This window comes from Bradyrhizobium sp. 2S1 (assembly GCF_011516625.5).
Lineage (GTDB): Bacteria > Pseudomonadota > Alphaproteobacteria > Rhizobiales > Xanthobacteraceae > Bradyrhizobium > Bradyrhizobium septentrionale.
On record NZ_CP147717.1, the window covers coordinates 3826959 to 3848485 of the forward strand.

Consider the following 21527-nt stretch of genomic DNA (forward strand, 5'->3'; position numbering starts at 1 on the left):
ACGCTCGTCGAATTCCCAAACGTAATGGAGATCCCAATGTACGACCAATTCAAGCTATCCGAGTTAATCCGATTCGCGCGCGTGGATGCCGGCGCCACCATCATCGACGTTTACCCAGGCGACGGCGACTGGACCCGTCTCTTCTCCGACGTCGTGGGACCCGAAGGACGGGTCTACAGCTTCGTGCCGGCCGAAGTCGCCCACTTCAAGAACGATCCGGTCGGCCGAATGCGGACGCTTGCGAAGGAGTCGGGCCGGGAGAATGTCGAAGCCGTCTCGGCGGACCTCGTGGCGATGCCGGAGGTCACGCAACCAGCCGATGTCCTGTGGTTGCACCTGTTCTACCACGATCTCCACACTGCGCTGATCCAGGCCAGGGGCGCGACGGCGGCACAATTCAATCGAGCCGTCTACGAGCGGCTGAAGCCCGGTGGGTCTTACGTCATCGTCGATCACACCGCCGCCGTCGGGGCGGGTACGGGCGACGCCCAGTCGCTGCATCGGATTGAGCCTGCATCCGTTCGCGCGGAGGTGGAGGCGGCCGGCTTCGTACTGGACGCGGAGAGCACCATGCTCGCGAACAAGGACGATCCGCACTCGATGAAGGTGTTCGATCCCGCGATCAAGGGTGTGACCGATCGCTTCGCCCACCGTTTCACGAAGCCCTGATAGGTCGCGGGAGGGACTGGTGCGACCTGACCGACGGGAAGGCACGCTTGTCGCGTCTCGACCTGTCTGCCGGCGCGCGGCGGTCACAAGCATCTCCCGCTGCGCGCAGGTCTTCTTCACCCAGTCGTTGCTTCGTCCGGTCGGGTATCGAACGGCCGGTACTGGCGCAAAGGAGCCATCCAAGCTGTTAAAGAGGTGGCCGTTGGACGGCTCCATCTAAGCACGTGCGCGGGACATCGACGATCAGCTAGTGCGAGTGACGTCAACGGGCGAGATTTCCTCTGTCATCTTCATCGCTCCTGACAGTCTTTCGTCATATGCGTGGTCTAAGCCGCGATGGCGCGCTCGGTGGACCGCAGTCTGCAGGCTTTCCGGCGGGTGGCGAAGCCCGCCGTCCAGGTCGCACAGGGCTTCCAAGATGGCGTCGATGCTGACTGGCGCCTTTAGACCTGCCGGAGCGCGCAGTGCCGGGCAAGACGCGATCGCCGATGCATCGGAGGCCCAGGAAGCAAGGATCGCTCGCTTCTCGGCCAGCGTCAGGTCCGGATGCGCTACCACGTCCTTGGGATGTTCGAAGACGGTGCCGGGGTGCAGCAGCGCCTGGAAGTCAAATACGTTGTCTTTGATGGCGGTCGTCGGCCGCATGGTATCCTCCATTCAAGACGAGTGGGGCGGCAGCCCGAGACAACAATTCCGGGCCGCCGCAGGGTGTTCGCTCAGGCCGCCTTGGACTCGATCTGATGCACGTTGGCCGGCTGTGCGCCATTGATGGCGATCCGCCGCGGCCTCATGGCTTCTGGGATTTCCCGGACCAGTTCGATCTTGAGCAGGCCGTTGTCGAAGGCTGCATCCTTGACCTGCACGTAGTCGGCCAGGTTGAACCGCCGCTTGAAGTGGCGGGTCGAGATGCCGCGATACAGGAACTCGCGCTCGGTTTTCTCGGTCTTGCCGCCTTCGATGGTGACGACGTTCTGCTCTGCAGTGATCGAGATTTCATCGGGCGAGAAGCCCGCAACCGCCAGCGTGATCAGGTAACGGTCTTCCTCGATGCGTTCGATGTTGTAGGGCGGGTAGCCTCCCTCGGCGCCGCGCTGGGCGGTTTCGGCGAGGTCGAAAAGACGATCGAAACCGATGGTCGACCGGAAGAGGGGAGCGAAGTCATAAGTGCGCATAGCCAGATCCTCCTAGGAGCAAAATGGTTAATAGCGGCACCGGACACGACCGGTGCCCGTCTCAGGTCCCGGGCCCATCAGGCGCCCGGGAGCCACCTTGCGGCGGCGACTTGGAAAATAAAAAAAACGGATTTTGGTTTCAAGAGGGAGCCCGAAAATTTTTCAATATCCGTCTAACGGCCGGCTGCGGTCGGCCCCTAGGGGCTGGAAATCGTCTCCCCCCAGCGGTGGCGCTGTGCTACGTTTTCCGTGCGGCCCGCCACGCCGCAGCCTCTTATTTGACGGGACTACTCATGCCCACCCAACCGGGGAAGGAGTCGGTATCGGCGCCCACGGCTGCCGCCGATCTCACCAGGGAGGAGCTACCTTACCGGTTGCGGCAACAGTCCCTGCTTGGAGAGTTCGGTCGCTCTGCGATGCAGACTCGGGACATTGGACAAATCCTGCAACGCGCAACCGAACTCTGTGCCCAAGGCCTCGAAACATCCTTGGCTAAGGTGCTCGAGTATATGCCTGACGACAGGCGGCTGCTGGTCCGTGCCGGCGTCGGTTGGGCACTCGGAACGATCGGGCAGGTGTCGCTCGGGATTGATATGGAATCTCCCGCCGGCTACGCGTTCCAGACCGGCCAAATGGTGATTTCAAATCATCTTCAGGAAGAAACACGCTTTCGCACGCCCATGCTGCTGTCGGATCACGGGATCAAGCGGGCGATCAATGTCCTGATCGCGAGAGGCGGGGAGGGAAATGTGCCGTTCGGTATTCTCGAGGTCGACAGTGCCGACCCCGGCCAGTTCGATGCCGCGGATGCCGACTTCCTTGCTGGCTTCGCTGGTTTGCTCGGTATTGCCATCGAGCGACAACATGCTGACGCGGACCTCAAGGAAGCACTCGACCACCAGGCCATGCTGACGCGCGAGATGAGCCACCGCGTCAAGAACAGCCTGGCGTCGGTCGTGGGTCTGCTGCGCGTGCAGGGGCGCAACGCGGAGTCGGAAGATGTCCGAAATGCCCTGAAAGACGCGGCTTCGCGCATCACCACGATTGCCCAGGTCCACGACCACTTATGGCGCAGCAACAAGATCGGCTTTGTTGACATCGCCGACTTTGCGGGCGAGCTTTGCCGGAAGCTGCAGGAAACCGTGGCGCACAGGATAAGCTGCGCTTTCGATCCTCTGATGATTTCCGCCGACAAGGCGATTCCGCTGGGCCTTCTGATCAATGAAATTGTGACTAATTCCGCCAAGCATGCCTACCCAGAGGGGGCCGGCGAAATTCGTGTTTCGGGCAAACTGCACGGCAGCGACTTGCGTGTGGAGGTGTCAGATCAGGGAATCGGTCTGCCGACGGACTTCGATATCGACCAGCCACGGGCGAGTCTCGGCTTCAAAGTGATTAAAAGCCTGATCGCCCAACTTGAGGGACGCATTGCTGTGACGTCCAACACGCCTAAAGGCGTCATGATCCAGCTTGACGTGCCCTTGGACGAGAACACGGGCTGAGCCACCGGGCGTGGAGTTTTCAAATATAGGTTGTGGTCAAGGGAACTCCCCATGGACCGCGCCGTTATGTTCATGATCCCCGAGCGAGCCGGATCGGCGATAAGCCACAGTCAGCAGCCTCACATGAACAACTCTCTCACGTCCCTGGCCATATTTGGCCTCTTGGGAGCGGCGGTTATTGCCTTGCCGGGGTTTGCGCCTCAAGTGGCCGCGGGCGAAACCTCCGTGCTGGCGAAGTCGGACCGGCTTGAACTCCCGACTGTCGCGCGAAATTGTTCGCAGCAGGTCTGGCCTCGCTTTGAAGCCCACTGTCTGCACGGCGGCGAGGCGATGGTTCGCGAAGTTCGCCTGGTCACGGCGCGCCGCTAGTAAGCAGCTTGCAGATGTGGCGAACGGGAGATTTTGATGATCAGTCCAGAAGCTCGCAATGCGATTCAGATCGACCGAGTGTGTAGCGCCGCGATCTGCGAGGAAATAGGTGCTCGGCTGCGGATCAGACTGGCAGGCGAGCATGACCGATTACCGCTACACCTGATTACGCTGATGGACGTCATTCGGACCAACGATTGAGGTAGCAAGATGAATATGTCGAGCGAAAGCCTCTTGGTCATACTGTTCGTAGGTCTCGTTGCAGGCTGGTTGGCCGGTCAGATCGTGCGCGGGACCGGATTCGGGATCGTCGGCGATCTGATCATCGGTATTCTCGGCGCCTTTATAGGCAGTTGGTTGCTGCCCCGGCTCGGCATCCATCTCGGCAGCGGCATCATCAGCGCGATCATCAACGCCACCATCGGTGCGGTACTGCTGCTCTTCGTGGTGCGGCTTCTCCGCGGTGGCGGTGGATGGGGAAGCAGATGGCGCGGCCGTTGGGGGTGACCCAATGCCCGCGGCTCGTCCGTCTGCCGCGTTACTTAGCTCCGGGATCGATTCCAGATGAAAGACTTCTCGAATGCGTCGTTTCCGCCTGAAACGATTGCGATCATGAAAGCGGCGTTGGATAGCGCGGTTGCCTCGCTGCCGGATCCCGTCAGTTCCGCGCATGTCCAGGCGATCGCGGAAACGATTCTTCGTACCGCCAAGGACGGCGAACGAGACCCCGCTATATTGCGAAGAATGGCATTGATGGAGCTCCAGATCCTGACACGCCTTTGATCGGTCCGCAGGACTTCGAGCTATCGCCCGACCTGCGATCCGTTGAAAGGAACGATTGCTCCTCGCCGGGCTTTATGCATGCAGTCGTGGCCTGGATGTGTCCACCGAAAGGGTGGAAATGCCTACAGTCTTGGTTGTCGAAGATGAGACCCTGTTTACCGATATCGACATGCCCGGCTCCATGGATGGGCTGAAATTGGCCGCTGCGGTAAGAGACAGGTGGCCTCCGGTTCACATCATAATCACCACCGGCAAGGTGCGGCCGCTGGAAATCCCGGCGAACGCGCTTTTTATTCCCAAGCCTTATGTCGGCAAGAATGTTGTGGCGGCGATGAGAACGTTCGAAAATATGAATTAGAGCCAGGGGCGAGCGGGTCTTCGCTTCCGAGCGGCTCAAGAGCTCGCTTGCCTAACTCAATCGACGCATCGCGGTCTCATTAAACGAGCCAAAGGGCACAACAATCCAAATTGATGTACCACTCGATTAGAGGAAGGTCCGCCCATCCCACTCCCCTTCGGGTTCCGTCACATCGCCACATCATGCCGAATGGAAAAACACCACCAATGCGCCAGCAAGTCGGCGCCGGGACAGGGCTTCACGAACCGGTAGAAAAAGGTCTCGCCCTTGATCGAGGGTCGAACCTTGATCGAGTGTGGATCTTCCTTGTTCGCGAGCATGGTGCCTTCCGCATCCAGTACGAAGCCAAGCTCAATCCGATGCAGCGACTGGGCGTCGCTCGTGCCCGTTCCGACGGCGGCGGCGTGGTCGACGATGACCCGCCGGGCTTCAGCTGCTCGTAGACAGCTCGATTGAAGTCAGCCGCCGTCGCGCCGGTGGCCTGGATTAGCGCGGTGGGGAGATCGTGATAGAACGGGTGCAGCCACAGAACATCCGCTGGTTGCGCGGCCAATCGCCCACTGTAGAAAGCAGATGTGCGTTTCTTTGTTTGGCGCTGACGCGAAGTTTGACATCAAGAAGAAAATCTCAAAGCTGTGCTACGCAGTGCTGAGGTCGGTCAGGTGCTGGTTGTTGACAAGCGAATTTTGTCTTCCTGAAGCGTGAATCGAATGAGGGATATATCTGCGCGAGTGAGAGCGCGTGTCACGTCTTCCGGGATGGCTTCCCCGTCGGGCAGGACGAGAAATCGTTTGCAATCGCCATCCGGAGAAGCGTCATGGACTACGACTTGACCGATTGCCGTGTAGAGGGCCTGACGCTCACAGCTTGTCTTCACCTCATAGATTTCTCGCACCACGCCGCGCGCCTGCACACCCAGATCAACGTAAGCGTCTTTGAAGATTTTCTTGCCCGACTTTAGCGTTCGTCGTCGCCACTGGCGCACCGCATCGACAATATCACCATGACGAGAGATGTATTCGATTTCTTCTATGCGTCGCCGTCGCTTTTTGCCGGAAAATTCGTCAAAGTAGTTGCCGTAGCGCCGCTGCGCTGCGCGTGCTTGAGGTGTATTCGTCTCTCCCCTCTTTACCGCATCCTTGAATTCTATAGCCCTTTGTACGAAGCGGGCGATATCGGCAGCGGTACTCTTCGCGTCGACTGGAGCGACCACGATTCCTAGGCGAATTTAGAACCGATGACGAGAAGGACGCTTGGCAACAAGGCTACATCGCTTCCATCGAAGTATTGATGGACCTGCATCAGGACTTGCCTGAGAACCTGCATGGTGCCTTGTGCGCTGGTTGGTGGTGCGCTTTTGAGGACGCGACAAAACGCGGTCGATAATCGACTGAGAACGACAAGCAACGAGCAACGCCCATCACATCGAGCAAGCGACATCGAGAGCTGCGCGCCCATCACTGCGACCGCGTCACCGCGCTTAACTAAGACGTTCGCAACAGAGACAGAAGCTAAGGATTTTGGGCGAACCAAATTCAACGACGGTTTGATCGTCACTGCCGGAACCATCATCCCGCACCTGCCGAGAGTGTCAATCCCATCGGTAGAAATTCCAGCGTGGCTTGAACCGCGCGGCCAAGTTGATCCAGATCAATAACGACCTCAGGCGTCGCGGCCTGATCTCATGGCAGGCGCGATTTGTGCCTGACTATCTCCATCAGGAAGACAGCTAGGCGAAGCCCTGATGATCAAGAATCAAGGCGCTTCATCGTCCACAGGACGGCCACATTGAGAACCCGATCGGCTCCATCGCGAACTTCAACTGCCGCATCTCGAAACCCGCGCTCCAGCACCTGGTCACGGACAAGGTCGAGCAGCGAGCGGCTCGCCTCTTCCTTGACTGCCTACATCGCGCTCGAATCCACCCGCACCATCGAGATCGACGAGTTTGTGCCAAGAAGCGAGATCGACGATCTGTATCTCGTTCGGCCCTACTCATCGTCCCGGACGGCAAGGTCGGCCACGACGCTTATGCCGTTATCCGCGAAACCATTCGCTCGCTCGACAAGGTCGCCCTCGCCCGCGTGGTGCTGACCAACCGCGAACACGTCATCGCGTTAGAGGCCCGCGACAAAGGGCTGATGGGCATGCTGCTCCGCTATCCGTACGAGGTTCGAGACGCCGCGGAATATTTCGACGATATCCAGGACGTGAAGATCACCAAGGACATGCTGGATCTCGCAAAACACATTGTCGAGCAGAAGTCCGGCCATTCTGAGCCGACAAAATTCGAAGATCATTACGAGCATGCCTTGCAGGAGCTGCTCGACAAGAAGCAAAAGGGGCAGCCGATAGCGACGGCTCGCAAGGCCGCCCCGAGCAATGTGTTCAACCTCATGGATGCACTAAAGCAGAGCATCAACGGGATCATCCAATAAGTCGGCGCCGGCGGCGAAACCAGCGAAGGCCAAGAAGGCGAAATCCAAGCCTCGCCGCAAGGCCGGTTGAGCGATGAAAGATACGGTCGAGTGGCACTCGCCATCTGGGCTCGATGCCTAAGCCATTGAGGCCCTTGCCAAGGCGCGATCCCTGCCGCCAGGACAAGCTCGCACGGAAGGAAACTTGCCGGCGCTCTTCGTGCGGCGGCCGACAAAATAGCCGGCCCTCGGTTGCCGCGCCGTGGCCGCCCGCCAGGCTGATCATGCCAGTTAATCTTTTCGAACCTTGTCTTCCAACTCGCGCGCCCGTCGTGAAGGAAGCGGGTGAATGCATTCCAGCGGCTAAGGCAGTAATTGATCGCCTTGGTCGTATCGTTGTTCCTGGAGTGCTTGGCGCGCTGCTCGCGTAACCACGCCTCTAGCCCGTCCTATTCGTGAGAGTGCGTTTTTTTAGTCCGATTGATGTGGCCGCACATCTGCTCTGACGAGGCGCGCGGGATTGCCTTCGGCTTTTCACCGCCTGACGACCGGTACTTTGCAACGCGCTTGAGGTGTAGGTTGGGCGAACGGGGGGCGGACGCCCCGCCGGTCAAGGACCGAGCGGCAGCAGCGCGCTTGGCAAGCCGCGGATCAGGTCGGCTTCGGGACATGCCGCGGCAAACGCAAGGCGAATGCGGCTCGTGGTCTCGACGACACGGGCAGCGAGTTTCAAGAGACGAAGACGCAGCGTCGCGAACTCGGCTGTGGCCAATTCCCGGGCTTTGGGAATCGCGTCGCGCACGGTCAGCATCAGCCAATAAGCGGCAGTGTGGAGAACGAGGCGGACTTGATTGGCGAGCGCCGAACGGCAGCTGGTGCGATCGGAGGCGAGCTGTGTCTTATGCAGCTTGATCAGATTCTCGGCTTGGCCGCGCGCGCAATACAGGCTGTCGTAGATCCACTCGGCCGAGCCGACATCGAGGCTGGTGACGACGAAACGGATGTCGAGGCCGAGCATCGTCGCCTCAATACGGGCGACGGTACGCCGTTCGCGATCCCAGGACTTGGCCTTGTGGCGCGTCTCGGTATAGCCACGCAGAACCGGCAGGTTCTCGATGGCGCGTCGCGTGCGGATGTCGTCGGCGGCCTCGTCGAGTTTTCTGGCGAGCGGCTTGGTGCCGGACAGACCGAAGATGTAGTCGATGCCGTTGGTCTCGCACCACGCCATTGCCTCCGGCCGGGCATAGTGCCCGTCGCCACGGAACGTAATTCGCGTGTTGTGCCACCGCGTCCGGATATGCCGTATCAGGCGGCGCAGGTGGGCCCGCACCTCGACGCCGCCCGGCGTCTTGCCGGGCCGCAGCACGACCGCCACGGGCCGGCTCTTCTCCGTGTCGTAGACGTGGATCGGCAGGAAGCAGCGTTCGTCATAATGAGCGTTGAACAGCGAGAGCTGCTGATGGCCGTGGACGACATCGCAGGTATCATCGATGTCGAGCGTGACGGATGCCGGCTCGCGCGGGTAGCTATCCATCCATGCGTCGACCAAAGTGTAGGTCAGTCGGATCACGTCGCGCAGGCGCGGAGCATTCTCCAGCCGCGACAGCGTCGGTTGGGAACACAGATCGCGACCCGTGTCCGGCAGCCGTCCGCAGGCCAGCTTGAATGCGGGATCGGACCGCAGATGATCGAGGTCGTCGGCGTCCTCGTAGCCGCAGCAGATCGCGAACATGCGCGCGCGGAACATATCGACAAGGCTGTGCACGACCCGCGTCGGATCGCGCCGATCCGGGAACACCCGGGCCAAATTGTCGGCCAAGCCGAGACGCCGCTCGGCCATCGCCAGAAGCATCACGCCCCCGTTCGAGGTCAGCCGACCGCCATCGAAGGCAGCTGTGACTTTCTTGGCGTGAACGGCTGGAAACGAGAAGGGCAGAATCGTATCATCGGTCATGGCGGGCCTGGTGTTCGCGGCTGAAGGTGATGGGGTTGGCTTTGCAACCGAATCCTACGCCGCATCAGCGCTTTACACCACGCTCGCCAGCCTCTCAGGCGCACTCTGACGAATAAGACGGGCTAATCCGCGACATAGGGAATCGCGGATCGACGGATTGCCAGTCGCATGCTTTGGGAAGCCAGTAACGCTTCAACGGCGATGACCTGCTGTTGTCCGAGTGCAGGACCTACGATTATCTCTTCGACGCCAAAGTTATTGGGATGAGGAAGTGCACTTTTCGTTGTTGCCAAGTCAAACTGAAACGCTTGGTATGGAATAAGTCCAGTCGATGAAATTCGCGTTTTCAGGCGCACCGGCCAACTGTGACCAGCCCAGACAAGGCGGAATTCTTTCTCTTCCGAAAAGTGACGATCCTTCAAGCGGAGAGCGGTCTTCACTGCCTGTACCTGCCATGTGTTGATTCTTTCAAGAACAGTTGTTGGTTCAGCCTCACTATCGGCCAACTGCTGGATGAGGAGGTCTACCGTTGTGTCAGCGGCCGCTCGCTGCTCGTCAGCGTCGTAGAGTACACGACTTATGTCGAATTTTTGTACAACGGCGTTTTGTTCGAGCCAGTCCTCGTTAAAGCCAATCGCAAAGCCTTGTCCGCGATTGTAGCCGCGCCATTGCGAAAGAAGATCCCCCTGCGACGTCAGTGAACCGACAAACGCGTACGCCTTGTCGCGATTTCGCATAAAAAGCTCATACGTCTGCCAGGCGAATGATGAGCGGTCCTTGATTTCCGCTTCGCGACGGTCGAACGCATCCACCACGATTTTCCAACCGTACCGGAACTCCGAAGTGTCATTCAGAAACTGGTAGTTGGAGGTCCAAAGCGATTTGCTCGCTATTATGCCCTGCAGGCCAGCGGCGGTGGTGTAATGGTACAAGGTCATTGGGGGCTCTCTGGACGATACCTTAGGCGAAAATTGGCGCCGACGTTCACAAATATGCTCCGTGTCCTATCTATCCCTCCAGACACCCATAAGTTCGACTGAAAAATGAGATTTGCACAATTCTGTTCAATGTGGCCGCTGGTGGCCCTGAGCCGACATGATCAGGCGCGTCTCTATTGTCAGCTTACGACGGCAGTGCAGCCGTTATTCGCGGGCGATTAGCCGTATCTGTCATCAAACGAACTGACGTTGCCACGCTGTGCAAAGTTCAGCGAATTCGGCCGGATGTGCTTCTCGGACCTTTGCGCAGAAGTAAGCATCCTCGCCGTGGGCTTCATGCTCTCTGCCGGTCGCGCATCGAAGTGTCGCGCGTACTAGTTAGTACCGGCAGATAATGCCAGGGATCGTAGATGATCTGGTCACGCCGGAAGTGGCGCGGATGGTCGGCGACCACCTCGTCGCCCAGCAAGACGACAATCCGTTCGGCATGGGAGCGCACCAGAACCATCCGGCCGGCGGCGCGCGCATCGACGCTGTAGCGATTGTGATCGGCCATGATCAGGCAAGTGGTGCTGGCCCTAACGGCCTTCTCGACGAACCCGTCGAAGGGGCCGCGAAGCTCCATCAGGCTCGCGCGTTCTTCCTGGAACACGTCCCAGATCGGCCGATCCTTGAACTCCGGATGCCTGGTTCGTTTGGCGTAGGCGATGCACTGATCTTCCAGCCACGCATTCAGCTCGGCGAGACTCTTGACCCGAGGCTTCGGCCGGAACATCTGGTCACGCAAGTTGCCAACCTGGTTCTCGACCTGACCTTTCTCCCATCCCGAGGCGGGTGTGCAGGCCACCGGGTCGATCAGATGGTGCGAGCACATTTGCAAAAAACGGCGGTTATACCGGCGCGCCTTGCCAACGAAGATCGCCTCGACCGCCGTCTTCATGTTGTCGTAGATGCCGCGCCGGCAAACCCCGCCATAGAACCGGAACGCCTTGTCATGCGCGTCGAACACCAACTCCTGAGTCTCGCGGAAGTAGACGCGCACAAACGGCATGCGGCTGTGCGACAGCTTCATGTGCGCCGCCTTGACCGTCAGCGGCAAGCCCTGGAGCGTGATCGTCTCGTGGCTCCAGTCAAACTGGTAGGCTTCCCCAGGCGCAAAGCTCATCGGCACATAGGCATGAGCCGGGACCCGGGCGCGTTCGTCGCGCCAGGACTTGACGAAGCGATGCACGCTGTCGTGCGCGCCGTCATATCCGCGCCCACGTAATTCCTCAAACAGCCGCTGCGTCGAGCGGCGTTCCCGCTTCGGCAGATTAGCTTCGGTTCCAAGGATCTCCGTCAGAGCCTCGACCCAGTCGCCAAGCTTAGGCGTCGGCTGAACGCCCCGCGCGTATTTGAACTCGGTCTTGTGGCCCCGAATGACCTTGCGCACCGTCGCGCGCGATACCAAAAGCGTGCGCACTATCTCCTTGATGGAGCGGTCCTGCTCGAAATAGGCGCGCCGTATCTCGCCGATCTTGTCCACGCCAATCATCCCCATCAGCCCTTCCCGGCTGACTGAGGCCAAAGGGAAGGACGCTGACACACAACGTCAAAGGGGGGTCTTTATTGGACGCGAAAACCGCCCCTCAGGGGGGCATTATTGCAAGCGAATTTACAGCAATTCGTCGACGCTGAGTCGCGCTGGCGCTGCTTCCAGTCTCGGGGTCAGAGGCGTCAGCGAAATTTGCGCGGCACCCAGAGATGCGACGCGCTGTCTTGGCTCCGCCCACAAAGCCTTGCGGGGCGGGCTTGAAGAAAAGGGGCCGCATCTCTGCGACCCCTTGCCGGTTGCAATCTTACTCGTACTGAAATGTCAGCCCCGGCGAACCCAACCTAGAGTTTTCCACGCCTAATGTAATCCCGATAAAATACGGCGTATGCGCAAGACAGCCAATCGGAGGCCACACGGGGCGGGCGATCATCGGGCTACTTCTGCGTGGGGCCGGTGTGATCCTTTGAGCTTTAGTGCCCGCCCTATTCGTGAGAGTGCGGCTTTTGGGCCCGATTGATGCGGCCGCACATTTTGTCTGACGAGGCGCACAGGATCGCCTTCGGCTTTTCGCCGCCTGACGACCGGTACTTTGCAACGCGCTTGAGGGATGGGTTGGGCGAACGGGGGGCGGACGCCCCGCCGGTCAAGGACCGAGCGGTAGCAGCGCGCCTGGCAAGCCGCGGATCAGGTCGGCTTCGGGACATGCCGCGGCAAACGCAAGGCGAATGCGGCTCGTGGTCTCGACGACACGGGCAGCGAGTTTCAAGAGACGAAGACGCAGCGTCGCGAACTCGGCTGTGGCCAATTCCCGGGCTTTGGGAATCGCGTCGCGCACGGTCAGCATCAGCCAATAAGCGGCAGTGTGGAGAACGAGGCGGACTTGATTGGCGAGCGCCGAACGGCAGCTGGTGCGATCGGAGGCGAGCTGTGTCTTATGCAGCTTGATCAGATTCTCGGCTTGGCCGCGCGCGCAATACAGGCTGTCGTAGATCCACTCGGCCGAGCCGACATCGAGGCTGGTGACGACGAAACGGATGTCGAGGCCGAGCATCGTCGCCTCAATACGGGCGACGGTACGCCGTTCGCGATCCCAGGACTTGGCCTTGTGGCGCGTCTCGGTATAGCCACGCAGAACCGGCAGGTTCTCGATGGCGCGTCGCGTGCGGATGTCGTCGGCGGCCTCGTCGAGTTTTCTGGCGAGCGGCTTGGTGCCGGACAGACCGAAGATGTAGTCGATGCCGTTGGTCTCGCACCACGCCATTGCCTCCGGCCGGGCATAGTGCCCGTCGCCACGGAACGTAATTCGCGTGTTGTGCCACCGCGTCCGGATATGCCGTATCAGGCGGCGCAGGTGGGCCCGCACCTCGACGCCGCCCGGCGTCTTGCCGGGCCGCAGCACGACCGCCACGGGCCGGCTCTTCTCCGTGTCGTAGACGTGGATCGGCAGGAAGCAGCGTTCGTCATAATGAGCGTTGAACAGCGAGAGCTGCTGATGGCCGTGGACGACATCGCAGGTATCATCGATGTCGAGCGTGACGGATGCCGGCTCGCGCGGGTAGCTATCCATCCATGCGTCGACCAAAGTGTAGGTCAGTCGGATCACGTCGCGCAGGCGCGGAGCATTCTCCAGCCGCGACAGCGTCGGTTGGGAACACAGATCGCGACCCGTGTCCGGCAGCCGTCCGCAGGCCAGCTTGAATGCGGATCGGACCGCAGATGATCGAGGTCGTCGGCGTCCTCGTAGCCGCAGCAGATCGCGAACATGCGCGCGCGGAACATATCGACAAGGCTGTGCACGACCCGCGCGTCGGATCGCGCCGATCCGGGAACACCCGGCCAAATTGTCGGCCAAGCCGAGACGCCGCTCGGCCATCGCCAGAAGCATCACGCCCCCGTTCGAGGTCAGCCGACCGCCATCGAAGGCAGCTGTGACTTTCTTGGCGTGAATAGCTGGAAACGAGAAGGGCAGAATCGTATCATCGGTCATGGCGGGCCTGGCGTTCGCGGTTGAGGTGATGGGGTTGGCTTTGCAACCGAATCCTACGCCGCATCAGCGCTTTACACCACGCTCGCCAGCCTCTCAGGCGCACTCTGACGAATAAGACGGGCTAGTTCAACGATAAGTGGACGGCTAACTACCGATTATTTGACGTAGCCGACACCCCTGCGCTGCCGCCGCACAGCTACCTCTTAGACTCAAGATAAGTGGTCCATGCAGCGCTGGCTAACGGCTGCGACGTTTGTTGAGCGCATGTCTTTTCGACTTGGGCCGCTATCGCCGCCTCGTCAATCTTCGCCTGTGTTTGATCGCTTGCTGCAGCAACGTAATTGAGTCCCGTCCAGAAACCGTAGATCCAGGTGGTCCCCTCTAATCGACGCGCTTGCGTAGACCGCCAGTGGACGCAACTCATACGCCCTATTCCGATCATATCGACCGAAATTTTGGCATCTTGCGCTGAGACCAGGCAGGCCGGTGCGGCAAAGACCAGCGCCCCAATCAAAACTCGTTTTATCATGCGTCAAATCCGGGCCCCCCTACATCATCATTACAAATCAGGCCGTAGCGTGACGGTTGATCGCGGTTGGAAACGACGGTTCGACGATCCGATACCATTGTCCCGGGGGCCGCCAGCTTGTCACGCTGCAGGACGCCAAAAACTACGCACGCCCTAGCTTTCTTCCTCTGGCGGTACTTCCGGAAAATCAGGGCCGTCGAGGTAAGCTTCAAAACTGCCCGGTTGCGCGCTTTCAAAATCGTTCTCGATTGTCACGACTTACAAGTCTGATTTGATGCGACTGGAAGTGGACAAGGGGTCCTGAAATTGAAAGCACGTTGCAGCGCGGCACCGGTATGCGCCGTCCTGACGATTCTTTTTGCAAGCAGCTTGCTTTTGAACGGCGGTCTCAGGCGACGCCCGGAATTTCGATTGTACGAGGTCGATCTCGCCCGTCCATATCCAACACCACGCAAAGTAATCGCTCCGTGTCGTTTTTGTCACATCCGGCAAAGAAACGACCGCACGAGCACCAGCTTTGATACAGCGTTAATTGCCGTGTAGCCGTTAGAGGGTAAAGGTGTTCGTGCTTAGGTACCCATCTCGGAGATCACGATGTTGAAGTTTCTGGTTGTTGGAGTTGCGACTTTCGGTTTCATGGCTGCTGCCTGCGCTGCCGACCTCCCTCGTCCGCAGCCGGTTACTGCAACGGCTCCGGTTGGCAAGATGCCAATCGGGAAATATCCGGTTGGCAAGTACCCGGTCGGAAAGTACCCGGTTGGAAAAGCTCCTGCTCCGATCGTAACGAAGGGCTAGATCACCGCCGAATATCTATCTGCCTCAAACCTGTGTGGCAGTCGCGGCGCCGCGCCATCTGCAGGCTTGTTGCATCCCGGGCAGTGCGCGCCGGCACCGCCGCATGTGCAGGCCGTTCTCGAGGTCGCCGTCCTGTGGACGGCGAAGCGCCTTGATTCTTCCTCATAGGGCTTCGCCTAGCTGTCTTCCTGATGGAGATAGTCAGGCACAAATCGCGCCTGCCATGAGATCAGGCCGCGACGCCTGAGGTCGTTATTGATCTTGATCAACTTGGCCGCGCGGTTGAAGCCACGCTGGAATTTCCACCGATGGGATTGACACTCTCGGCAGGTGCGGAATGATGGTTCCGGCAGTGACGATCAAACCGTCGTTGAATTTGGTTCGCGCAAAATCCTTAGCTTCTGCCTCTGTTGCGAACGTCTTAGTTAAGCGCGGATGTCGCCGCCTTGACAGCGTGCCATCTGTCGGAACTTCAAAAGTGACATACCACGTGTGCTTCATACCGCGATACCGCCACCCAGTATCGGTCGCCTGTTCTCCGCGCCGGGACGATAAAAAGCCATCACCGGGATGAAGCGGTGACGGCTTCTCTTTCGCTCGTGACCGCGAACAAGCTCTTACCGCCGCGCCCCAACGCGATTGACGCCACCATTCATATTGCCACCGGCGTTATGACGAACCGCAGCGCGTGCCACCGGACGAGGCCTCAGCACGACGCCTGCGCGGGCAACGCAACCAGCCGGATATTCAGTGTACTGGCAGTACACGACCGCCTTGGCTGGCGCTGGATTGAGGGTGACGCCTGCAAGCCCCAACAGGGCGCTAGCAGCAATCCCGGCAACAGTCGCTGACTTGATCGAAAGACGCTTCCTCGAATGCATCGCGGACCTCCCTTTTTCGTGCCTGCGGAACAGATGCACGGGAGCCGCCTCAGGTGCGGCTGAACATAGCGTAAGCGCCAAAGGATCGCTGACGTTGACCTAGATCAAAGGAGCTGGGACGCTGTGTGGCCTTCTAATGGCCTCGACGCTGGTAGCGAAGAGGGCGGCGCGTGACAATCGCTCGTTGCTGGGGCCATCCACCAGCCCGCTTCGAGCGGCGGCCCGGATGGTCACATGAACAAGGCAAATGCAGTAAGGGCGACCGTGCAAATTCCGAGCACGACAATGCCGATGTAAAAGAAAATCTCTGGCATAGAGCAAGCCTCTGGTGCTTGCTAAATCAGCACACGGCCCGGCTCTCGTCTGAGCAAAATTGCTCACTTTTCCTCTCTTGCAGGGGAGCGCCCGACTACATCAAATTAGGACCAGCACGGAAAGTGCGATTGTGGCGCAACCGGCTATCGTTATTGCGTCCCATTTCATGCTGTGAACGCTGGAGCCGTTGCCGTTCCGCTCGTTGATTTGGATCAAGAACGAATTGCGACCTATTGAAATTTATGTGCCTAGGAGCCCGTCCAGATATGTTTTCGTGACGGGCATTTGTTGTAGAGTAGCAGGCTCAGGCTGCGTTTGCGAGGTTGAACAGCTTGAGGAGGTTATGGACGGTGCAGATCATTGTCCACTCGGCGCGCACTTTCTCGATGCCCCGCAACAGGAACTGGCGGAAGCCTCTTGCCTGTTTGATCTGCCCGAACACCGGCTCCACCACTTGCTTTCGCAATCGGTAGGGTGTTTCGAAGCCGCCATCGTCGATCTTCTTTCGCATGGCCTGTGTCAGCGGGCCGCCGACTTTTCCGTTCGCTACTGTCGGGTGCTTGGCGCGTCCGGGCGCGACATAGCCATCGATGCTGCGTGTGTCGAGCGCTTCGAGATTGGCTTCGCTGCAGTAGCCGGAATCCGCTGAGGCCTGCCGCGGCTTGCGGCCAAGATTGCTCTCGATGGCCTCGATCAGGGGCACCAACTGGCCCTGATCGCTGCCGTGCTGGGTCAGTTCTTGCGCGACAATGATCTGGGCATGTGCATCGACGGCCGCCTGGGCATTATAGGCCTGAACGAAGCCATCCTTCGACTTCATGATGCGGCTTTCCGGATCGGTGAAGTTGCGTTGCGCCTTGGGATTGGGTTCCTCCGATGGCAGCGCCGCCGGTTTGCCCGGCTTCTTGCGGCCTTCGGCCTGGCGCTGCTGTTCCTTTTCGGCCTCGATGCGGCGCTCTTCCTCCGCCGCCAGTTTGGCGTCCGCTTCCAGCGCCGCCATCGCTTGCTGGATCTTCGCCAGCCGTTTCTGCTTGTCGACGGTCCAGTCCGGCAGTTCGTCGCTGTTGCCGAAAGTCTCATCCTCCGAGGCATCCGCCGCCTCGGCGGCCGCCAGCATGCGAGCGACCTCGGCCTTCAATTCCGCCTCGCGCTTCTTCATGCGCTCATAACTCATCGCCTTGTGTTTCGACGCGTTCGCCTTGATCTTGGTACCATCCAGCGCGACATGACCGAGCTTGACCAGCCCGGCCGTCTCGCACAACTTCAGAACCTGCACGAATAGCGCGCCGAGCGCCTTCAAATGTCGCTTGCGAAAGTCGCTGATCGTCCGAAAATCCGGCGCATCCAGCGCCACGATCATCACAAAATCGTTCCGCTCCCGGCAGGCCTTGGCAATCCGACGCGACGAATACAGCCCACTCGCATAGCTATGCAGCAGCAGCGCCACCATCATCCGCGGATCAAACGGCGGCTGCCCAAGCCCGCTCACATAGCTGCCCATGATCTCCCTGAGATCGAGGCTCTCCCGCACCAGATCAACCATAAACCGCGAGACATGGCCTTTCGGCACGAAGTCCTGCACATTCGGCGGCAGAAGCAGCGTCTGATCGATGTTCCAAGGCCGAAAATACTTGCTCATCGCCCAATGTTGAATCAGACCCGACCAGATTTGAACAGCGACTATCCAGACAAGCTCCTAGCTAGCATAGCTGAGCGTGTGGGACCGGATGGGGGATGATCCACGAATGGCACGACAGTGCATCGCCGGGCCGCAAATTTTTCGTTTCGTTTGCCTGATACCGTTTCTTTCGGCCCATACAATGCTTGGAGATTTTTTCCAAGAGCACTGTATGTTACTTCGTCAATCAAGAATTGCCCAGGGCGCGCGGCCGCTTCCAGTCGAACCGCAGTCGCGATGACTGTTCCAGCGATCTCTTGTCCGCCTCCGTCACGAGGTTGCATGTGAAGCTCGCCGGTCGCTCCGCCAATTCGAAACCACCGTATGGCGGAGGCAATCGTTCGGCCTGAATTGTGTACTTGTGCAGCTTCATGAACGGCGACGGCGAAATGGTGCGCTTGGGCTGCCTGCTCGAATGCCAAAATCGCGCCGTCACCGGTCGTAGCCAAAACAACCTTGTTACGTTTGAGTTTGACGGCCTTAAGCCCCGCCTCCACAAAGTTCTGGATCTGATCATTGAATTTTAGAACGAGAGCGGCTCCTAAGTTCTCCTCGATAATGCGAGCCACATCGCTGTATCTTACCAGATCAAGTTCAACGACGGTCTTGGTCGTCATGCTGTTCGCTCCATCACGAGTAGTCGGCACGATCTTTTTGGACGTTCCGGAACGCAATTCGATGTTAGGCTACTCCAAAACTGGAAAAAAGACATCCCGACAGTTTTTGGCCCTTCTCGGACTTCGTCCCATGACCGCGCTCAGGCCGCTCTCGGCGGAATACCGGACATGCAGCTAACGAGATAAGAAGCAGGAAACAGCCCATCGCAGCGTTGCTGTGCCCCATTGGATTTGGTTAAAAATCAGTCCGTGCGACGCACCTAAGGCTTGCCTAAAGTTATCCTGGCAAGAGGAGTTGGCAAGCAATGGCATTATTTAAATCTTCTAACCCCGAAAAGACGGTGCAGCGCGACCTCGACGCGGCCATCAAGACCCGCGAGCGCCTTTCGGCTCAGATCGTTGAGTTCGAGCAAGCGATTGTGCGTCACGCGGCTGCTGCGAAGCAAGCCGCGCTGACTGGCGACGACGCCGACCTTGACCGTGCGGAGGCGGCATTGCGCGCGGCATAGGACCGTAGCGCCACCTTGAAGGCGGCTCACTGCTGTTGATCAGCAGTTGGAGCGGCTTGAGCGTACCAAGGCCGAGATTGCAGATCGCAAGGTGCGCGCTGAGACCGCCGCCGAGATCGAACTGCTCGTTCGGAAGTTGACCGAGGTCGGCGCGGAATTCAACGGCACGGCGGAGCGCCTGTCCGAGCACACACACACCGGGCCGTTCCGATTGTGTATGACGCGCTGGGGCTCGACAAGTTCATGGCGATCTGTCGCGCGGAGGTGCCTGCGGCGCTGGACTTAGTCAACACGCTATTGCGTGCGCATGCTGATGCGGTAGTCGCTGGCGTGGCACCAGCCACGCTGCCGCGCAGCGATGATCAGGCACAAGCGCGCGAACCCGCTCAGCCGGAGGAGCCGCACTTCACCTATCGTCCCGTGAAGCGGCTGAAGGCATTTGTATCGTAACGGGCGTGTTCTAACTTCTCGCAATCCGGAGAAAGCTCATGAAATTTGCGCCGCCCGGCGCTGAGCCGTACCGGACAGTGACCCGAATTGACGGTTGGGTTGGGAATGATCCGACCCACCTGCCGAACTCAGTTGCGGTGAAGATCGCCGCTGCGATGCCCTCCCTCAGGGGTCCCAGTGAAATTGACCGCATTCGCGCTCGCATGACTGTGCGTCAATTGCGTTACGAGCGCTCAAAGAAGATCCGTATCGCGTGGCGGTGGCGTTTCGGCTTGCTCACGCGATCCGATGGATCAACTGTGGAGTCGTAAAGATGTAGGTCATCCACCAGTACAAGCGGCCAGCTCAATCGGGTGAGCTGGCCGCCAACCATCACGCAGATGCCTCCGCCCTGTCATAACTTGCACAGATCGGACGTGAGGCAATCAGCGACATCAAGGATCGGAAGGTACGGCGGAGGTAACCGGCCCGATGATCTTGAATGGCCCCGATGTGCAATCCCGTCGGGGCCAACGTTTTAAGCGGACGGTAGGCAAATTTATCGCCTTGACGACGAGGAGTAAGGCTATGACCATGGGTACGGTCCTCAAAATGGGTCTCCGCCTGTCAAAGCAGGGATACCCGTACTTCGTTGAGAAGCCTGAAATGCCCCGCATTGTCGACCGTTGTCTAAATTCGGTGGCGTACCTCTACCCCTCGGAAGCGGAGGCAGAGGATGGCGTGAAACAGGGCGGGAGTGGTTTTTTTGTCGGTATCCGACTGGGTCCGGCTAACATGGAACTGCTGTGCGTTGTCACCAACAGGCATGTCGTGGACCGAGGCTCGGCCACCGTCCGCGTGAACACGCCGGATGGCAGGTTCGATATCATCCCGCTCGACGGCGCGAAGTGGCACTACCATCCGGATGGTGACGATATAGCGGTCTGCCCGATTGGCATTAATACGACGCTGCACCAGATCAGCAGTATCTCAAGCGATGCATTTCTCACCAAGAAGATGATCGAACAATATGATGTGGGCGTCGGCGACGACACATTCGTTGTCGGCCGCTTCACTAGCCGCGAAGGGAAGGCCCGCAATATTCCGTCTGTTCGATTTGGTGCTATCGCGCAAATGCCAGCGGAGCCAATTGTATTGGATGGCGGAATTGCGCAAGAAAGCTACTTGATCGAGGCTCGTTCGATCCCGGGCTATAGTGGCTCTCCCGTTTTTTTCACTATTCCTCCGGCTCCAGGTCCGCCGCCCATTGTCAATCCATCCGATGACATCAAAGCGCAGATGCCAGAATTTCTCAAAATGGTCGGGTACAATCAGAAAAGGCAGAACTACTATCAGTTAGGACCTTGGCTTCTGGGCATCGATTATTGCCATATCTACGATACGGTGCCGGTGATCAACAGCCTGACTGGCGCTCCCGTCGCTAACATGCACGTGCGATCCGATACAGGAATGATGGGAGTAATCCCGGCTTGGCGGCTTACTGATATCTTGGAAGGACCGGGTATTGTGGCCGTCGTGAACGACTATAAGGCGGCCATTGAGCGAGGAAAGAAGGAGCAGGATCGTTAGCCTTGACTATTTCCGCTACCGAAGTCCCGTCGATCCGACGACGCGAACCAACCACACTCGCCGAGATGATTTCGCCTATCGCGTTAACGCGGCAGCACAAAAGCCTGAGTTCAGAAGATTAAACGGGAGCGTGCCGGATCAAGGTTCTCATCGCAATCGCGGCTGCTTGCCTGCCCATTTGCCGCGGGTGGAACGGATCATCGAGCCTGTGAGCACGCTCTGTCCGTGCGGTTGCGGCGCCATGACGAAGATCGGCGAGGACGTCAGCAAACGCCTCGACGTGATCCCGGCGCAATGGCGGGTGTTGGTCACGCGCCGCCCGAAATACATCTGTCGCCACTGCTCGGGCCCTGTCGTGCAGGCGCACGCACCGGAGCGCGTCGTGCCCAGCGGGCTGCCGACCGAAGCGGCCATCGCGCACGTGATCGTCTCCAAGTTTGGCGACCATACGCCGTTTGTACGCATACGACGGAGGCCGCCTGATTGACGCATGCGCGCGGG

19 protein-coding genes and 6 pseudogenes are annotated in these 21527 nt (G+C 59.2%); 11 read left to right on the forward strand and 14 right to left on the reverse strand.

Translation table 11 applies throughout. The features are described 5' to 3' along the window. Positions 1–24 precede the first annotated feature (24 nt). Positions 25–669 (forward strand): class I SAM-dependent methyltransferase, encoded by a 645-nt coding sequence (locus tag HAP54_RS18040; RefSeq protein ID WP_283843270.1) that lies wholly within the window; start codon positions 25–27, stop codon positions 667–669. 243 nt (positions 670–912) lie between these two features. Here the strand turns inward: HAP54_RS18040 and HAP54_RS18045 are convergent, their stop codons facing one another. Both HAP54_RS18045 and hspD read right to left on the reverse strand, forming a co-directional pair. Continuing rightward, the gene (locus HAP54_RS18045) at positions 913–1314 is read right to left on the reverse strand and encodes a hypothetical protein (RefSeq protein WP_414646203.1); all 402 of its coding nucleotides are present in this window, start codon (positions 1312–1314) and stop codon (positions 913–915) included. A 71-nt stretch (positions 1315–1385) separates the two neighbouring features. Further along, complete coding sequence (gene hspD / locus HAP54_RS18050) at positions 1386–1841, reverse strand: small heat shock protein HspD (RefSeq protein ID WP_166302380.1); 456 nt, start codon at positions 1839–1841, stop codon at positions 1386–1388. A 293-nt stretch (positions 1842–2134) separates the two neighbouring features. Between hspD and HAP54_RS18055 the strand changes: the two genes are divergently transcribed. The 5 genes from HAP54_RS18055 to HAP54_RS18075 all read left to right on the forward strand — a co-directional run bounded on the left by HAP54_RS18055 (position 2135) and on the right by HAP54_RS18075 (position 4853). Next, positions 2135–3343 carry a sensor histidine kinase gene (locus HAP54_RS18055; protein WP_166302383.1) on the forward strand — a complete coding sequence of 403 codons (1209 nt, stop codon included), beginning with the start codon at positions 2135–2137 and terminating at the stop codon, positions 3341–3343. Positions 3344–3394: 51 nt separating this feature from the next. Next, the gene (locus tag HAP54_RS18060; RefSeq protein ID WP_312022832.1) at positions 3395–3712 is read left to right on the forward strand and encodes a hypothetical protein; all 318 of its coding nucleotides are present in this window, start codon (positions 3395–3397) and stop codon (positions 3710–3712) included. Between the two features lie 210 nt (positions 3713–3922). Next, positions 3923–4219, forward strand: coding sequence for a GlsB/YeaQ/YmgE family stress response membrane protein (locus tag HAP54_RS18065; protein ID WP_166302385.1), 297 nt, complete (start codon positions 3923–3925; stop codon positions 4217–4219). Positions 4220–4276: 57 nt separating this feature from the next. Beyond that, a complete protein-coding gene (locus tag HAP54_RS18070; RefSeq protein ID WP_166302388.1) occupies positions 4277–4495 on the forward strand; it encodes a hypothetical protein in 219 nt (72 codons plus the stop codon). Positions 4496–4550: 55 nt separating this feature from the next. After that, entirely contained in the window at positions 4551–4853 is a 303-nt protein-coding gene (locus HAP54_RS18075) for a response regulator (RefSeq protein ID WP_224741881.1), read from the forward strand. A gap of 233 nt (positions 4854–5086) precedes the next feature. Here HAP54_RS18075 and HAP54_RS18080 read toward each other — a convergent pair. The 4 genes and pseudogenes from HAP54_RS18080 to HAP54_RS52510 form a co-directional block, all read right to left on the reverse strand. After that, positions 5087–5397 (reverse strand): annotated as a pseudogene (locus HAP54_RS18080) (methyltransferase); the annotation flags it as partial. 114 nt (positions 5398–5511) lie between these two features. Then, positions 5512–6066 carry a hypothetical protein gene (locus tag HAP54_RS18085; RefSeq protein ID WP_166302391.1) on the reverse strand — a complete coding sequence of 185 codons (555 nt, stop codon included), beginning with the start codon at positions 6064–6066 and terminating at the stop codon, positions 5512–5514. Between the two features lie 5 nt (positions 6067–6071). Further along, positions 6072–6425, reverse strand: coding sequence for a hypothetical protein (locus HAP54_RS18090; protein ID WP_166302393.1), 354 nt, complete (start codon positions 6423–6425; stop codon positions 6072–6074). Between the two features lie 176 nt (positions 6426–6601). Then, a pseudogene (locus tag HAP54_RS52510) lies at positions 6602–6745 on the reverse strand (hypothetical protein); the annotation flags it as partial. A 16-nt stretch (positions 6746–6761) separates the two neighbouring features. On the opposite strand from HAP54_RS52510, the pseudogene HAP54_RS18095 reads away from it, so the two are divergent. Then, a pseudogene (locus HAP54_RS18095) lies at positions 6762–7361 on the forward strand (Ku protein); the annotation flags it as partial. A 232-nt stretch (positions 7362–7593) separates the two neighbouring features. Here the strand turns inward: HAP54_RS18095 and HAP54_RS18100 are convergent. From HAP54_RS18100 to HAP54_RS18140, 8 genes and pseudogenes are all read right to left on the reverse strand, one after another. Continuing rightward, a pseudogene (locus HAP54_RS18100) lies at positions 7594–7713 on the reverse strand (IS66 family transposase); the annotation flags it as partial. Positions 7714–7880: 167 nt separating this feature from the next. Beyond that, on the reverse strand, positions 7881–9224 hold the full coding sequence (locus tag HAP54_RS18105; protein ID WP_166295177.1) for an IS1380-like element ISBdi2 family transposase: 1344 nt from the start codon (positions 9222–9224) through the stop codon (positions 7881–7883). 122 nt (positions 9225–9346) lie between these two features. Beyond that, positions 9347–10162, reverse strand: coding sequence for a DUF2971 domain-containing protein (locus tag HAP54_RS18110; protein ID WP_166299299.1), 816 nt, complete (start codon positions 10160–10162; stop codon positions 9347–9349). 403 nt (positions 10163–10565) lie between these two features. Beyond that, positions 10566–11696, reverse strand: a pseudogene (gene istA, locus HAP54_RS18115) (IS21 family transposase); the annotation flags it as partial. Between the two features lie 643 nt (positions 11697–12339). Beyond that, entirely contained in the window at positions 12340–13683 is a 1344-nt protein-coding gene (locus HAP54_RS18120; protein ID WP_224741340.1) for an IS1380 family transposase, read from the reverse strand. 1941 nt (positions 13684–15624) lie between these two features. Further along, a complete protein-coding gene (locus HAP54_RS18130; protein WP_166212946.1) occupies positions 15625–15888 on the reverse strand; it encodes a hypothetical protein in 264 nt (87 codons plus the stop codon). Between the two features lie 619 nt (positions 15889–16507). Next, a complete protein-coding gene (locus HAP54_RS18135; protein WP_166202952.1) occupies positions 16508–17842 on the reverse strand; it encodes an IS1182 family transposase in 1335 nt (444 codons plus the stop codon). Positions 17843–17883: 41 nt separating this feature from the next. Then, on the reverse strand, positions 17884–18498 hold the full coding sequence (locus HAP54_RS18140) for a hypothetical protein (protein ID WP_166302398.1): 615 nt from the start codon (positions 18496–18498) through the stop codon (positions 17884–17886). Between the two features lie 305 nt (positions 18499–18803). On the opposite strand from HAP54_RS18140, the gene HAP54_RS18145 reads away from it, so the two are divergent. From HAP54_RS18145 to HAP54_RS18160, 4 genes and pseudogenes are all read left to right on the forward strand, one after another. Further along, positions 18804–19007, forward strand: a complete 204-nt coding sequence (locus HAP54_RS18145) for a hypothetical protein (RefSeq protein ID WP_166302400.1) — start codon at positions 18804–18806, stop codon at positions 19005–19007. 213 nt (positions 19008–19220) lie between these two features. Further along, positions 19221–19457 carry a hypothetical protein gene (locus HAP54_RS18150; protein ID WP_166302403.1) on the forward strand — a complete coding sequence of 79 codons (237 nt, stop codon included), beginning with the start codon at positions 19221–19223 and terminating at the stop codon, positions 19455–19457. Positions 19458–20024: 567 nt separating this feature from the next. Further along, positions 20025–21026 carry a trypsin-like peptidase domain-containing protein gene (locus HAP54_RS18155; protein ID WP_166302406.1) on the forward strand — a complete coding sequence of 334 codons (1002 nt, stop codon included), beginning with the start codon at positions 20025–20027 and terminating at the stop codon, positions 21024–21026. Between the two features lie 154 nt (positions 21027–21180). Beyond that, positions 21181–21489: pseudogene (locus HAP54_RS18160) on the forward strand (IS66 family transposase zinc-finger binding domain-containing protein); the annotation flags it as partial. Between the last annotated feature and the right edge of the window lie 38 nt (positions 21490–21527).

Coding starts and splice junctions, on each gene's coding strand:
- HAP54_RS18105 (WP_166295177.1), bottom strand. CDS start 9,224: ATGACCGATGATACGATTCTGCCCTTCTCGTTTCCAGCCGTTCACGCC.
- HAP54_RS18140 (WP_166302398.1), bottom strand. CDS start 18,498: ATGACGACCAAGACCGTCGTTGAACTTGATCTGGTAAGATACAGCGAT.
- HAP54_RS18045 (WP_414646203.1), bottom strand. CDS start 1,314: ATGCGGCCGACGACCGCCATCAAAGACAACGTATTTGACTTCCAGGCG.
- HAP54_RS18155 (WP_166302406.1), top strand. CDS start 20,025: ATGACCATGGGTACGGTCCTCAAAATGGGTCTCCGCCTGTCAAAGCAG.
- HAP54_RS18090 (WP_166302393.1), bottom strand. CDS start 6,425: ATGATGGTTCCGGCAGTGACGATCAAACCGTCGTTGAATTTGGTTCGC.
- HAP54_RS18060 (WP_312022832.1), top strand. CDS start 3,395: ATGGACCGCGCCGTTATGTTCATGATCCCCGAGCGAGCCGGATCGGCG.
- HAP54_RS18145 (WP_166302400.1), top strand. CDS start 18,804: ATGGCATTATTTAAATCTTCTAACCCCGAAAAGACGGTGCAGCGCGAC.
- HAP54_RS18120 (WP_224741340.1), bottom strand. CDS start 13,683: ATGACCGATGATACGATTCTGCCCTTCTCGTTTCCAGCTATTCACGCC.
- HAP54_RS18110 (WP_166299299.1), bottom strand. CDS start 10,162: ATGACCTTGTACCATTACACCACCGCCGCTGGCCTGCAGGGCATAATA.
- HAP54_RS18130 (WP_166212946.1), bottom strand. CDS start 15,888: ATGCATTCGAGGAAGCGTCTTTCGATCAAGTCAGCGACTGTTGCCGGG.
- HAP54_RS18135 (WP_166202952.1), bottom strand. CDS start 17,842: ATGAGCAAGTATTTTCGGCCTTGGAACATCGATCAGACGCTGCTTCTG.
- HAP54_RS18070 (WP_166302388.1), top strand. CDS start 4,277: ATGAAAGACTTCTCGAATGCGTCGTTTCCGCCTGAAACGATTGCGATC.
- HAP54_RS18040 (WP_283843270.1), top strand. CDS start 25: ATGGAGATCCCAATGTACGACCAATTCAAGCTATCCGAGTTAATCCGA.
- HAP54_RS18065 (WP_166302385.1), top strand. CDS start 3,923: ATGAATATGTCGAGCGAAAGCCTCTTGGTCATACTGTTCGTAGGTCTC.
- hspD (WP_166302380.1), bottom strand. CDS start 1,841: ATGCGCACTTATGACTTCGCTCCCCTCTTCCGGTCGACCATCGGTTTC.
- HAP54_RS18055 (WP_166302383.1), top strand. CDS start 2,135: ATGCCCACCCAACCGGGGAAGGAGTCGGTATCGGCGCCCACGGCTGCC.